Source organism: Brevibacterium sp. S111 (assembly GCF_004745075.1).
Lineage (GTDB): Bacteria > Actinomycetota > Actinomycetes > Actinomycetales > Brevibacteriaceae > Brevibacterium.
In genome coordinates this window covers 225,259-239,020 of sequence record NZ_RHFH01000006.1, presented here as the reverse complement: position 1 = coordinate 239,020, position 13,762 = coordinate 225,259, and the positions used below count along the sequence as shown (strand labels likewise).

The window sequence follows — 13,762 nt, the reverse complement described above, 5'->3', positions numbered from 1 at the left end:
GGCGGTTCCGCGGCCGGCCGGGTTCGGCCTCGGCGACGGTGTCCGAGCGGGTCCGGCCCACCCGATCATGTGAACGTCGACACACACTGAACGTGCGCACAAAGGGGATATCGCGTGTGTGACTTAAACTTGGAGAGTCCCCGAACCAGGGGTGCCATTTTTGCTCGGCTGAGGGAAGGTACGCACGTGCGTTACACAATCGCTGTGATTCTCATGGTGGTGGGTGTCGTCGTCGGTGGCCTCGGCATCCTGCAGAAGACCCTGTGGGCGCCGGAGGATACGATCACTGCCACCGCGCAGGTCGACGCCGACAAACCGGCGGTCATCGTCGACCCCGGGATGCTCAACCTCTACGAAACCCCAGCCACGCTCACGGTCAAGGGCAGCGGTGACCTGACGATCGCCCAGGCCCCGATCGAGAACGTCGAAGCCTGGGCCGGACAGTCCGCCTTTGACCGCGTCACCGGCTTGGCCGAAGACGGAAAGCTCACGACCAAAGCCACCGACGGCGAAGGGAAAGTGCCCGACCCGGCCGGAGCCGATCTGTGGCAGTCCGAAGTCACCGGCACGGATTCGGTGGAGCTCGAATGGAACGACGAAGCCAACCGCACCGGCTTCCTCATCGCCGGCAGCGGTGAGCCCGGACAGGTCACTTCCGTCACCCTCGAATGGCCCAACCACGCCGAGACCCCGTGGGCGATCCCGCTGATGATCATCGGCGGCGTCTCCTTCGTCGGCGGCGTCGTCCTGCTCTTCTTCGGCATGAACAAGACGAAGAAGGAGGCGAATCGTCGCAAGGCACGCCAGGAGCGTCGCCGCAAGCTCGCCGAATACGGCACCGCCTTCGCCATCGTCCCCGTGCTCGCGCTCAGCGCCTGCGGGCCCGAAGAGCTGCCGAAGCCCGAACCCTCCGAAGCGCCGAGCTCGGCGGCCGCAGGCATCACCGACGATCAGGCAAAGCGGATCCTCGACGCGGTGGCCGACGACGTCAAGACCGCAGACAAGAAGACCGACAAGAAGGCACTGGCCCAGCGTGCCGCGGGTCCCGCGCTCAAACAGCGCGAAGATCTGTACACAGTGAAGAAGGACGTCGACGATCAGAAGCTGCCGCCGGCGGTGGCCAGCGAGGAGATCGTGGCGAACTACACCTCGGCCACCGATGCCTGGCCGCGGGTGACGAGCCTGATCACCTCGGCCGGAGGCAATTCTCAGCTGCTCGTCCTCACTCAGGAGGACCCGCGCAGCGACTACAAGCTCTGGTCGCAGACCCAGTTGGTCTCGGGCACGAAGCTGCCCGAGCTGCCCGATTCCCGGCAGGGCGCGAAGATGCTCGAACCCGGTGCCAAGGGTTTCGTCGCAACCCCGGAGAAGGCCGTGGCCGATTATGCGAAGGCGCTCGGCAGCGGAGCGGATTCGAAGGAAGCGAAGAAGTTCGCAGGCGACGATTTCGCGAAGTCGATCTGGAAGAACCAGAAGGAGCAGAAAGCCAGCGCCGAATCGGGCAAGGCCGAGGTGAAGTACAAGTACGCTCCGGGCAAGGAACTCGTCGCTCAGGGCACGGCCGGTGACGCCGCCATCGTCACCGGTGTCGTCGAGGCCGAATCGACCATCAGCCCCGAGTCGAAGGACGGCCGCACCGGCACCCTGACCCTGTCCTCGCCGCAGAAGGAGCTGCTGGGCTCGTCGTCGACGCAGAAGCCGGTGACGACGAAGACCACCCAGGTGCTCACCTTCCTCGTGCCCAAGGACGGGAAGATCAAGCTCGTCGGCGGCCTCGAGACCCTCGCCGGGGCAGAGGAAGGCTGAGCGACCGATTCGGCACCGCCGCGGCCCTCCGTTGAGGAAATAGCCGCGGGCACACCGGTGTTGATACGTTCTGTTGGATAATCATGGACCAGGTGCGGGGCGGAATCAGCGGCTCCCACCGATCGCGTCACAAAGGAGACCACGTGTCAATGGATCCCTCGCAGGGCAGCGCGCAGCAGAATCAGGGCCTCGACCTGTCTGCGGTGCGCGGGAAGAACCTGCCTCATGAACAGACCGGCCAGGCCGGACACGCGCCCGCTGGTGCCGGAGCTCCCGGCGGTGCGGCCGGCGGGCAGGACCCGAATGCGGTCGCCGTTCCGTCCCTGATCTTCGACGTCGACGAGGCGAGCTTCAACGGCGTCGTTGCGATCTCCGACCGTGTGCCCGTCGTCATCGACCTGTGGGCCGAATGGTGCGAACCGTGCAAGCAGCTGTCGCCGATCCTCGAACGCGTCATCGCCTCCTACGGCGGGCGTCTGGTTCTGGCCAAGGTCGATGTCGATGCGAACCCGCGTCTGCAGCAGGCCTTCGGCGTGCAGTCGATCCCCTCGGTGGTCGCTCTCGTCAAGGGCCAGCCCGTGCCTCTGTTCCAGAGTGCCCTGCCCGAACCGCAGGTCACGGCCTACTTCGATGAGCTGCTCAAGCTCGCCGGAGAGAACGGTGTCACCGGCCATGCCGTCGCCGACGGTGCCGAACCCGAACCGGCAGGTCCCGCCCACCCGGAGGCCGAAGAGGCCCTGGCCAAGGGGGACTTCGACACCGCGGAGAACCTGTTCAAGGCCGCTCTCGCGTCGTCGCCGGCCGATGAGGAGGCGAAGTTCGGACTCGCCCGTGCGAGCCTGGGTCGGCGCCTCATCGACAAGGAGCCGGCAGAGCTCATCGCCGCCGCCGATGCGAACCCGACCGATGTCGAGGCCGCGAAGGCCGCGGCCGATGCCGAGGTCGTCAGCGGCAATGCCGCGGGCGCGTTCACCCGTCTCATCGGTCTCATCCGCACCACCGCGGGTGATGAGAAGGAATCCCTGCGCCTGCGCGTCCTCGAACTCTTCGAAGTCCTCGGCGCCGACGACCCAGCCGTGACCAAGGCACGGACCGCACTCATGAGGGCATTGTTCTGATCCAGCGAATCCGACTCATCACTGCCATCCTCTTCGGCGTTGCGGCGCTCACGCTCGCCGGATTGGTCATCTCCGCGCTCTCGGTCGTCGGCACCGACGAGATCACCGAGACCCCGGCCTTCAAGGTCAAGGACGGAGCCTATGCCGTCGTCCTCGACGAGGCGATCGTGCCCTATTCGGGTTCGAGCGTGACCGTGACGGCGAAGAACTCTAAGGGGACCGAGCTGTTCGTCGGCACCGCCAACGGGGTCGACGCCGACAGCTACCTCGACGGGGTGGCGCAGGAGCAGATCAGTGATGTGTCCTTCCCGAACGCCACCGATCATCGGTTCATTCCCGGGGATGCGAAGCCCGAGGCCGAGATCGCCGATCGGGATTGGTGGATCAGTCAGGATACGGGGAAGACGGTCGCGAAGACCTTCAACCTCGAGGCCGAGCCGCAGGTGCTCGTCATCGCTCCGGCGAATTCCGATGACAGTCTCGACGGCACGACGGTGAGCCTGGAGATGCGTGTCAACGGTGTGCTCGGACTCAGCCTGCTCGGCCTCGCCGGCGGGATCATCTTCGCCGGATTCGCTCTGTTCTTCTTCCTCCGCTGGTGGCAGGCGCGCATCCGTCCGCCGAAGAAGAACCACGACAGCTCCACCGGCGGTGGAGGCGGGAACGGGCCGGCACGAGACGAGGATCGGGACCACCGCTCCGGCCCCGATGCTGACCATCGCTCCGGCGGGACCGAGACCGACCGTTCCGGTCCGGCGACTCAGCCGATCTCGACCGTGCAGCCGGGCACGGCCGCCGGGCCACCGCCTCGGCGACGGGACCTGCGCAACCGAAGGTCGTTCACGGCCGTCACGGCCGGGCTGGTCGGCACCGGGCTCGTGCTCAGCGGATGCGCGAGCATGCCCATCGCCAAGCCGAGCAGCCCCGACATCACCCCATACGAACGCCCCGCGCTGCGGGCCGGGGAAGCCGGGAAGTTCATGACGAACTACACCGAGGCGCTCGATAAGACGCTCGGTGACAAGGGCACGGACCTCGACGCGATCCAGGCCGCCCCGCTCATCGACCAGACGCAGGCCCAGATCCAGATCGCGGAGAAGGCCAAGCAGAAGCTGCGCGCTCCGAACTTCACCGAGGTCGTCGCCGCCAGCCCGAGCTTCACGAAGTACCCGATGTGGTTCTACGCCTTCGGCACCGCGGACAAGAAGTCCACCGACGGTGACAAACAGCTCACGCAGGTGATGCTCGTGACGCGGGACTCGGCATCGACTGAGCCGCTCGTGCGTTCCGCATCCTATATTCCGGCCGAGCAGATGCCCACGCTCATGGCCGACGGGCAGGGAGCCGTGAAGCCGGGCCCCGAGGCCTTCGATGAGGAGATGACGACCGCGGCCGATGATGTCGCGTCCTACCTCGTCGACGGCAAGGCGAAATCCGGCACCCCCGATGGCCTCAAGGAGGGCGGTTTCAAGGGATTCCGCGACTACCTCGGCACACTGCGCGACAAGGACTCCGGCTTCGACAAGGTCGACGTGGACTGCAAGCCCTATGCGGATCTTGACTTCGAAGACATGACACTGAGCACGGAGAACGGTGCGATCGGCATGGGTGAGGTCCGCTGCACGCTGACGATCAAGGTTCCCACCGATTACTCAATCGACCTCGGCGACACCGTCGAAGCCGTGAAGACCAATGACAAGGACGGCGACACCGTCAAGGTCGACACCGCGCACCCCTACGTGCTCATGGAGACCGGAGACGACGTCACGGCCATCGCCACCGACTGGAACGTGCTGTCCTCCCGCGTGGAATGATCCCGAGGCGGCCAGTTACCGGGTGTGTTCAGTCCCGGTGCGCGCGGCGGCCGACGCGCCACAGCCACCACAGGCCGATGAGCGGCAGGACGAGCGGGACGAACCCGTAGCCGCTGCCGAAGTTCGACCACACCGACGGCTTTGCGAAGTCCTCCGGATGGGTGTGGCTGAGGATGCCGACGACGATGACGCCGAGGAATTCGATCGCGCAGGCGGCCACGGCGATCCGATGCGAGATCCGGTTGCCGATGACGAGGCAGATCGTGGCGAGGATGTAGATGACTGCGGCCACTGCCGAGAGCGAGTACGCGATCGGGGCGAAATCGAATTCGCGGATGAGCTGGTAGCCGGCTCTCGCCGTGGCCGAGAGTGCGAAGATCCCGTAGACGGCGGTCAGCGCCCGCCCGGGTCCGCTGTGCATCGCCGAATACGGGGAGCGGCTGCTTTTTGTCACTGCCAAATCTGGTCCAATCTCTCGATCATCACGATCACCGTCAGTCCGGCTGCTGCCAGCACTCCCGGCCCCCACCGACTGAGTTCGGCGAACGCCCAGAACCCGGCCAACGCGATGACGAGGATCGCGGTGATCACATAGCCGAAGTAGAGGAGCGGGTCGACATCGTGCGCGGAGCCGAAGGTGGCGATCGAGAGGATCAGCTGCACGATGAGCAGCAGAAGCAGGAACGCGGCACCCGCCAGCAGGGCCTTGCCCGCCGGTCGGTTGCGGATGGTCTCGACGATCGACCACACGGTCAGGATACCGGTGACGGCATAGAGGACGATGGTGAAAACGGTGAACACCCGACCCAGTTTAGTCGGCATCGGCTCAGAGCAGATCCTCCGGTGCGGTCACAGGACGGGTGAGATGCCGCACGGATCCTGGCCGTCATCCCGCACACGCCCTAAACTTGAGGGGATGCCCATCTATCTCGACCACGCAGCCACCTCGCCGATGCCCGCCGAGGTGCTCGAGGTGTACACGAAGGAGCTGGCCCGCCGGGCCAATCCCTCGGCCCTGCACGCTGTCGGGCAGGCGGCACGGATGCGCATCGAAGAAGCACGCGAGGACATCGCCCGCGCAGTCGGTGCGGCCACCTCGTCGGAGGTCATCTTCACTTCGGGAGGCACCGAGGCGGACAATTTCGCGCTCAAGGGCCTCTACCTCTCCCGCAACAACGGGTCGTTCGTCGACCCGGTGCGCCCGCGCGTGCTGACGACGACGGTCGAACACCCCGCGGTCCTCGAGACCGTGGAATGGCTCGAGAGCCTCGGCGCCGAGGCCGTCTATCTCGACGTCGATTCGACCGGTCGCCTCGACGTCGACGCGGCCCTTGCCGAACTGCGCCGGGCCCCAGAATCCACGGCGCTCATCAGCGTCATGGCCGCGAACAATGAGATCGGCACTCTGCAGCCGATCCGCGAGATCGGTGAGGTCGCCGCCGAACTCGGCATCCCCTTCCACATCGACGCTGTCCAGGCGCTCGGACAGATCCCACTCGACTTCGCCGAGTTCAGAGCCACGGCGATGACGATCACCGCCCATAAGATCGGCGGACCCGTCGGCATCGGGGCCCTCCTGCTCGACCGGGCAGCCACCCCGACGGCGATCCTCCACGGCGGGGGACAGGAGCGCGGTGTGCGCTCGGGAACCCTCGACGTTGCCGGCGCGGTGGCCTTCGCCGCCGCCGTCGACCTCGTCACCGGAGACCTCGAAGCACGGTCGGCACGTCTGGCGGGTCTGCGGGACCGCCTCGTCGCCGGAATCGAATCGAGCATCGACGGAGTCGCGCTCTCGGGTCCGCCCGGTCCGGGCCGGCTGCCGGCCAATGCGCACTTCACGTTCACCGGCTGCGAGGGGGACTCGCTGCTGTTCGGTCTCGACGCCCGCGGACTGGCCACCTCGACGGGATCGGCCTGCTCGGCCGGAGTCTCGCGTCCCTCGCATGTGCTTCTGGCCTGCGGGGTCGATGAGGACACGGCCCGGTCCACTCAGCGCTTCACCCTCGGCCACGAGACGACCGAGGACGATATCGATGCCCTGCTTACGGCCCTGCCCGAGGTCGTCGAACAGGCACGCCGAGCCGGGATGGTTTCGGCAACACCCCGATGGATGCAAGGAGCCTCATGAGAGTACTCGTCGCCATGTCCGGCGGAGTCGATTCCTCCGTCGCCGCCGCCCGCGCCGTCGATGCCGGACACGAAGTCGTCGGCGTCCACCTCGCCCTGTCCCGGATGCCCGGCACCCTGCGAACCGGTTCGCGCGGCTGCTGCACGATCGAGGACTCCCGCGATGCCCACCGCGTCGCCGGGATGCTCGACATCCCCTTCTACGTCTGGGACTTCTCCGAGCGATTCAAGGAAGACATCGTCGATGACTTCATCGCCGAGTACGCGGCCGGGAGGACCCCGAACCCGTGCATGCGCTGCAATGAGCGCATCAAATTCGCCGCCCTCCTCGACCGGGCGCTGGCGCTGGGCTTCGACGCCATCGCCACGGGCCACTACGCGGAGGTGCTGCGCGACGATGACGGGAAGCCGGAGCTCCACCGCGGAGAGGACCTGGCCAAGGACCAGTCCTATGTCCTCGGCGTGCTCACCTCCGATCAGCTCGAGCACTGCTACTTCCCGATCGGTGCCACGGCCTCGAAGGCCGAGGTGCGCGCCGAGGCGGCCGAGCGCGGTTTCTCCGTGGCGAGCAAGCCCGACTCCTACGACATCTGCTTCATCCCCGATGGGGACACGAAGGCGTGGCTGGCCGACAAGATCCCGATGCGTCCGGGCCTCATCAAGGACTCCGAGGGCGAGGTCCTCGGTGAGCACGACGGGGCGATGACGTACACGATCGGGCAGCGCAAGGGCCTGGGCATCGAGAAGCCCGCCGCCGACGGCAAGCCGCGCTTCGTCACCGGGCTCGATCCGGCCTCGAACACGGTCACCGTGGGTTCGCGTGCCGACCTCGCCGTGTCGCATCTGACCGGCATCCGCACCTCGTGGGCCGGCGCGGCTCCTGCGGACATGGGACACAGCCCGGAGGACGGCATCGACTGCGAGGTCCAAATCCGTGCCCACGCCGATCCCGTACCGGCCCGTGCCTGGCTCGGAGACTTCGTCGCCGAGGCGCCCGAACACGAAGCGAATCCCATCATCGACGAGGTCGAGGTGCCTGCGGCCCGCCCGGCCGGGCAGCTCATGCACGTCGACGTCGACGAGGAGCTCTCCGGTGTGGCACCGGGGCAGACGATGGTCATCTACCGCGGCACCCGTGTGCTCGGGCAGGCGACCATCGACTCCACGGCGAAGGACCGCATCACCCCGGCTCCGGACGCTGTGCTCGCCGACGCCTGAGGTCCCGGGCAGCTAATCACCTGAGCCCGACGCCCAGGGCAACGCAGGCACCTGGCTTGGTGCCCCGGGGCGAGGCAGGCACCTGGCCCGGTGCCCCGGGGCGAGGCATCACCGCCGGAATGTCCGTGACTGGCGATACTCTGGGGGCATGAAGGAATTTCCCCAAGATGTCGTCTCGGCACCTTATGGAACCTGGACGTCACCTCTCAACGCCGCCGAGGTGGCCGCCGGTGCCGCTCCGATCTTCGATGCCGCCTTCCGCGGAGACGAGATCTTCTACTCGACGAAGATCCCCGCCGAGAAAGCCCGCACCGGACTCGTCCGCACCTCGCTGTCTCGTCCCGGCGACTGGGAACAGATCCTGCCCACCGGCTTCAACATCCGCTCCGCCGTCCACGAATACGGGGGAGCGGCCTGGGCTCTCGACCCCGACAGCGAGGTCATCTACTTCGTCAACGCCGCCGATCAGCGTGTGTGGCAGATCATCCCCGGTCGGGCTCCGCACGCCCTGACCCCGGACACCTCGGGTCGGATCCGCTACGGGGATCTGCACATGACCCCGTGGGGACTGCTGTGCGTGCGCGAGGACTGCCGATCCACTCGTCGCCAGCGCGCCGTTGTGCTGCTGACCAAGCACGGCACGACGAACGTGCTCGCGACGCTGTCGCATTTCATGGCCTGGCCACGCCTCTCACCCGACGGCAGCACGCTGGCGTTCATCGGCTGGGAACACCCGAACATGCCATGGGACGGCACGAACCTGTGGCTCGTCGACGTGCGCACCCCTGCGACACCGCCGGTGGCCATGGTCCGCGGGGATGCGATCGCACGCCCCCGACAGGCCCCGCCCACTCTGCCGACCCCCGACGACGGGGGAGTCTCCCTCCTCCAACCCGAGTTCACCTCGGACTCGTCTCTTCACGTCATCTCCGATCACGGCGGTCATTGGGCGCTGCACGGTCTCGACTTCGACCCCGTGGCCGCACGCCCGCTCGTCACGGACCCCGATCACACCCCGGCCCCCGAGGTGCTCAGCCCCGACCGTCTGCGCCCCGTCCTCGACACCGGGGATGAGATCGGCGGGGCACTGTGGCAGTTGGGCACCCGCTGGCACCTCCACGATAGCGGCGAAGTGTGGGCGCACACGCAGTCGGCCACGGCCACCCTCGTGCGCAGCCACGCACAAGCCCCGAACACCTGGGAGCCGATCAACCCGGTCGGGGAGACCTTCGGCACGATCGAGCTCCTCGCCCTCGGCCGGACCCACCTGCTCATGACCGCGAAATCGACGAGCCGGCCCGGCGTCCTCTGCGCCGTCGACCGCGCGACCGGGCAGTTCACCGAGATCGCCCGGGAACGACTCGACACCCATCAGGGCTACTACTCCAGACCTCGAGTCGGCGAGCTCGGGGGAGTGCCCGTCGTCATCCACCCGCCGCACAATCCCCGCTTCGCCGCCTCCGAGCGCGAACTTCCGCCCTATATCGTCTCGATCCACGGCGGACCCACCGGTCAGGCGACCCCGGACATGTCGGCACGCTCGAGTTTCTTCACCTCACAGGGCATCGGCGTCCTCGAGGTCAACTACGGCGGATCGACCGGCTTCGGCCGGGCCTGGCGGGACCGACTGCGCGGACAATGGGGGATCGTCGACGTCGCCGACACCGTGGCCGCCGTCGAAGGGCTCATCGCCGCCGGTCTCGCGGACCCGGAGCGCATCGCGATCTCCGGGGCCTCCTCGGGCGGGTGGACGGTGCTCTCGGCCCTGGCCGCCACGGACGTGTTCGCCTGCGGCACCTCCTACTTCGGTGTCACCGATCTCATCCGCTTCGTCGTCGACACCCATGACTTCGAATCCCATTACATCGACGGTCTCGTCGGACCCTGGCCCGAAGCTCAGGACGACTACATCCGCCGCTCGCCGATCCGCCGTGTCACCGAGATCGACGTGCCGGTGGCCGTCATGCAGGGCGACCGCGACCCGATCGTGCCGCCCTCACAGGCTCAGGAGTTCGTCGATACACTCGAACTGTTCGGAGTGGAGTACATTTACCGTCTGTACAAGGGCGAATCCCACGGCTTCGTCCGCGCCGAGACCATCATCGATTCCCTGGAAAGCGAGTTCCGATTCTATGCCGACGTCTTCGGAATCCCGCGCGGCGGCTGAGAGCCTCGGCCAACGCCGGGACGAGACGGGACACGCCCCGCACCCCGCCGAGGCGGTCGCCGCCCCCACCGTGCCCACCACCGTCCTGCCCGCCGCCACGACCACCGGCATCTGGCTGCCCGGAGTCCGGGACCCGCACCGCAGCTACATCGCCACGAGCCCCGTCCGCGAGGCCGCCGCAGCCGGGTTCGACATTCTCGCCGACCAGCTGCCGCCCGTCCCGCTGACCGCGCACTCGTCCGAGGACCACTGGGGTGCCGACGCCATCGGCCGTGCCGTCGGCCTGCTCACCGATCTCCACGTCGACCGCACCTCCTTCGGCTGGCGGCTGACCGCCTCGGCGGGAAGGGACGAACGACTCGAGGACTCTGCCCTCGATGAGGCGTTCGACGCGATCGCCGAATACGGTCAGTCCCGACCCGGTCAGATCCAACTCTCCCTGCCGGGGCCCTGGACGCTCGTGACCGCGCTGAGTCTGCGCTCGGGAGCCCGCGTCCTCGGCGATCACGGCGCTCGCCGCGACGTCGTGCAGGCGTACGCCTTCGGCATCGCCGCCTTCACCGACCGCATCGCGGGCCTGGGCATGCAGCCGACCGTCCGCCTCGTCGAATCCCGCCTCAGCCCGGTCCTCACCGGCACCTGGCCGAGCGTCTCCGGGTGGGCGAGCCTGCCCGCGATCAGCGAAACCCACGTGTGGGCGGCTCTCGAATCGACGCTGCGCCACCTGCCGCCGACCGTGCTCGCGCTGCCCAACCTCGATCCCCTGCACCTGCAGGGCAAGGAGATCCCCGCCGCCGAGGCGGTCCGCCGCACCGGGGCGACGGCGGTGTCCGTGCCGTTGGCGGCCCTGAGACCACACAGCTGGGAGCAGGCGGCCATCCTCGCCGAGGCGGGGCTCGGTCTCTGGATCCACCTGCCCACCGAGGCCGGTGGGCGACCGGATGCGGTCAACCACTGGACTGAGCGCATCCGCATCCCGTGGTCGCGCATCGGCATGGGGTCAGCGAGCCTGCGCGAAGTCGGCATCATCGCCGGTCCCGAACTGCCGATGACCTACCCGCCGCTGCTGGACGAGAGATGCGAACTCAGTCCCGAACACAATCGGGGGACCATGACCATCGCCGCCGGTCTGCGGCGCGCTCTTGAGGAGATCGAATGACCACCACACCGGAGAACGCGGGCTCGTCGAAAGAGAACCCGTCGAACGCAGACGCATCGAATGTGGATCTGTCGGACGTCGACCTCACGGACGCGGCCGCACGCGTGCAGGCCCATGCGCAGCTGACGGAGCGGATCGAGGAGTATCGGGCCGCGTACTACCAGGATTCCCTGCTCGTCTCCGACGCCGAGTACGACGACCTCGTCCACCGGCTCGAAGACCTCGAGAAGCAGTTCCCCGAACTCGTCACGGACTCCTCACCGACGCAGACGGTCGGCGGCGTCGTCGACACCTCGACCTTCGACCCGGTCGAGCACATCGGTCCGATGTACAGTCTCGACAATGTCTTCGACTACGAGGAGCTGCGAACCTGGTATGACCGTGTGCGGTCGGCCACCTCGGCGAAGTCGAAGTTCCTCTGCGAACTCAAGATCGACGGTCTTGCCGTCAACCTGCTCTACCGCAACGGGGAACTCGTGCGGGCCGCGACCCGCGGCGACGGCCGCATCGGTGAGGACATCACGGCGAACGTGCGCACCATCTCCGACATCCCGCACCACCTCGACACCGAGCATCCTCCGGCCGAGGTCGAGATCCGCGGTGAGGTGTTCTTCCCCATCGAGGAGTTCGGCGAACTCAACGCCGCGCTCGTCGCCGAAGGCAAGGCCCCCTTCGCCAACCCCCGGAACTCCGCGGCAGGATCGCTGCGCCAGAAGGACCCGGCCGTCACCGCCCGCAGGCCGCTGCACATGCTCGTCCACGGCATCGCCGTGTGGACTCCGGCCGATGATTCGCATCCGGAACCGGCCCGCCAATCCGAGGTCTACGAGCAGTTTCGGTCCTGGGGCCTGCCGATCAGCGACTACTTCAAGGTGCTGGAGACCGTCGACGAGATCGAAGACTTCATCTCCTACTACGGCGAGCATCGTCACGACGTCACGCATGAGATCGACGGCATCGTCATCAAGATCGATGACATCGCCGTGCAGGAGACGCTCGGGTACACCTCCCGTGCACCGAGGTGGGCGACGGCGTTCAAGTACCCGCCCGAGGAGGTCACGACGAAGCTCCTCGACATCCAGGTGCAGGTCGGCCGGACCGGACGGGTCACGCCGTTTGCGGTGATGGAGCCGGTGACCGTGGCCGGATCGACCGTGGAGCGGGCGACGCTGCACAACGGTCACGAGGTCAAACGCAAGGGCGTGCTCATCGGCGACACCGTCACACTGCGCAAGGCAGGGGACGTCATCCCCGAGGTGCTCGGACCGGTCGCGGCCCTGCGGGATGGGTCCGAACACGAATTCGTCATGCCGACCCACTGTCCGTCGTGCGGGACCGAGTTGGGAGAGCAGAAGGAAGGCGACAAGGACCTGCGCTGCCCGAACTCCAGGTCGTGCCCCGCGCAGCTGGCCAACCGCATCTTCTACCTCGCCTCCCGTGCGGCCTTCGACATCGAAGCCCTCGGCGAGGAAGCCGCACTCGCCCTCACGGCCCCGGCCGAGCCCGAGACGCCGCCGCTGACCTCCGAGGCCTTCCTCTTCGAACTCGCCGACGAGGATTCGCAGCTGCGGGCGTCGCTGGCGGATGTGAAGATCTGGCGGGACAAGAAGGTCAGGGGTGTGGCGACGGGGGAGCGGGAGCTCGTCCCCTACTTCTATACGCGTGGGACCGCGAAGAAGCCGAGCGCCCCGAGCGCGAACACGGAGAAGCTGTTCGACGAGATCAGGAAGGCCAAGGATCAGGATCTGTGGCGGGTGCTCGTGGCGCTGTCGATCCGACATGTCGGACCCACCGCCGCGCGGACTCTGGCGGCGAAGTTCCGTACCCTCGATGCCATCCGCACCGCCGAGCTCGAGGAGCTCTCCGAAGTCGAGGGCATCGGACCGACGATCGCGAAGAGCGTCCGCGATTGGTTCGACGTCGACTGGCATGTCGAGATCGTCGAGGAGTGGAAGGCCGCCGGGGTGCGGATGGAGGACGAAGAGGGCGACGCTTCGGCACAGACCCTCGACGGTCTGACGATCGTGGCCACCGGTTCGCTCAGCTCCTTCACTCGAGACGGGATCAAGGAGGCGATCCTCGGTGCCGGCGGCAAGGCCGCGGGCTCGGTGTCGAAGAAGACCGATTATGTCGTCGCCGGTGAGAACGCCGGGTCGAAGCTGGAGAAGGCCGAATCGCTGGGCGTGCCGGTCCTCGACGAAGACCAGTTCAGGACCCTGTTGGAGACAGGAGACCTCGACTGAGCACCGTCTGAGTTCCGAGCCGGGCGCCCCAAGGGAATTTATCTCGGGCCCGGGCGGTTCCATGGTGTGGCTGTTTACTCATTCGTGACCGAACTCGAAGTCCGGGTACA

The 13,762-nt window shown here is 67.3% G+C and carries 10 protein-coding genes; 8 read left to right on the top strand and 2 right to left on the bottom strand.

Annotated elements, in window-relative coordinates:
* Positions 1-186: 186 nt before the first annotated feature.
* From EB836_RS09165 to EB836_RS09155, 3 genes are all read left to right on the top strand, one after another.
* A complete protein-coding gene (locus EB836_RS09165; protein ID WP_135539621.1) occupies positions 187-1,806 on the top strand; it encodes a hypothetical protein in 1,620 nt (539 codons plus the stop codon).
* Between the two features lie 149 nt (positions 1,807-1,955).
* Complete coding sequence (locus tag EB836_RS09160) at positions 1,956-2,924, top strand: tetratricopeptide repeat protein (protein ID WP_135539708.1); 969 nt, start codon at positions 1,956-1,958, stop codon at positions 2,922-2,924.
* 62 nt (positions 2,925-2,986) lie between these two features.
* Complete coding sequence (locus EB836_RS09155; protein WP_240689768.1) at positions 2,987-4,738, top strand: hypothetical protein; 1,752 nt, start codon at positions 2,987-2,989, stop codon at positions 4,736-4,738.
* A gap of 28 nt (positions 4,739-4,766) precedes the next feature.
* Here the strand turns inward: EB836_RS09155 and EB836_RS09150 are convergent, their stop codons facing one another.
* Entirely contained in the window at positions 4,767-5,159 is a 393-nt protein-coding gene (locus tag EB836_RS09150) for a hypothetical protein (RefSeq protein ID WP_240689782.1), read from the bottom strand.
* 29 nt (positions 5,160-5,188) lie between these two features.
* Positions 5,189-5,539: a hypothetical protein gene (locus EB836_RS09145; protein WP_135539617.1), complete on the bottom strand. Its 351-nt coding sequence runs from the start codon at positions 5,537-5,539 to the stop codon at positions 5,189-5,191.
* A 115-nt stretch (positions 5,540-5,654) separates the two neighbouring features.
* Between EB836_RS09145 and EB836_RS09140 the strand changes: the two genes are divergently transcribed.
* The 5 genes from EB836_RS09140 to ligA all read left to right on the top strand — a co-directional run bounded on the left by EB836_RS09140 (position 5,655) and on the right by ligA (position 13,652).
* Entirely contained in the window at positions 5,655-6,866 is a 1,212-nt protein-coding gene (locus tag EB836_RS09140) for a cysteine desulfurase family protein (RefSeq protein WP_135539615.1), read from the top strand.
* Positions 6,863-8,083: a tRNA 2-thiouridine(34) synthase MnmA gene (mnmA, locus tag EB836_RS09135; protein ID WP_135539613.1), complete on the top strand. Its 1,221-nt coding sequence runs from the start codon at positions 6,863-6,865 to the stop codon at positions 8,081-8,083. The genes EB836_RS09140 and mnmA overlap by 4 nt, the downstream gene beginning before the upstream one ends.
* Positions 8,084-8,231: 148 nt before the next feature.
* On the top strand, positions 8,232-10,250 hold the full coding sequence (locus tag EB836_RS09130) for a prolyl oligopeptidase family serine peptidase (RefSeq protein ID WP_135539611.1): 2,019 nt from the start codon (positions 8,232-8,234) through the stop codon (positions 10,248-10,250).
* Positions 10,216-11,409, top strand: coding sequence for a hypothetical protein (locus EB836_RS09125; protein WP_240689766.1), 1,194 nt, complete (start codon positions 10,216-10,218; stop codon positions 11,407-11,409). Before EB836_RS09130 ends, EB836_RS09125 begins: the two co-directional genes overlap by 35 nt.
* Positions 11,406-13,652: an NAD-dependent DNA ligase LigA gene (gene ligA / locus EB836_RS09120; RefSeq protein ID WP_135539609.1), complete on the top strand. Its 2,247-nt coding sequence runs from the start codon at positions 11,406-11,408 to the stop codon at positions 13,650-13,652. Before EB836_RS09125 ends, ligA begins: the two co-directional genes overlap by 4 nt.
* The last annotated feature ends 110 nt before the right edge of the window (positions 13,653-13,762 follow it).

Bases quoted from the DNA above. Each gene is read 5' to 3' on its own strand.
- EB836_RS09160 (WP_135539708.1), top strand. From the start codon at position 1,956: ATGGATCCCTCGCAGGGCAGCGCGCAGCAGAATCAGGGCCTCGACCTG.
- EB836_RS09150 (WP_240689782.1), bottom strand. From the start codon at position 5,159: ATGCACAGCGGACCCGGGCGGGCGCTGACCGCCGTCTACGGGATCTTC.
- EB836_RS09140 (WP_135539615.1), top strand. From the start codon at position 5,655: ATGCCCATCTATCTCGACCACGCAGCCACCTCGCCGATGCCCGCCGAG.
- mnmA (WP_135539613.1), top strand. From the start codon at position 6,863: ATGAGAGTACTCGTCGCCATGTCCGGCGGAGTCGATTCCTCCGTCGCC.
- EB836_RS09130 (WP_135539611.1), top strand. From the start codon at position 8,232: ATGAAGGAATTTCCCCAAGATGTCGTCTCGGCACCTTATGGAACCTGG.
- EB836_RS09125 (WP_240689766.1), top strand. From the start codon at position 10,216: ATGCCGACGTCTTCGGAATCCCGCGCGGCGGCTGAGAGCCTCGGCCAA.
- ligA (WP_135539609.1), top strand. From the start codon at position 11,406: ATGACCACCACACCGGAGAACGCGGGCTCGTCGAAAGAGAACCCGTCG.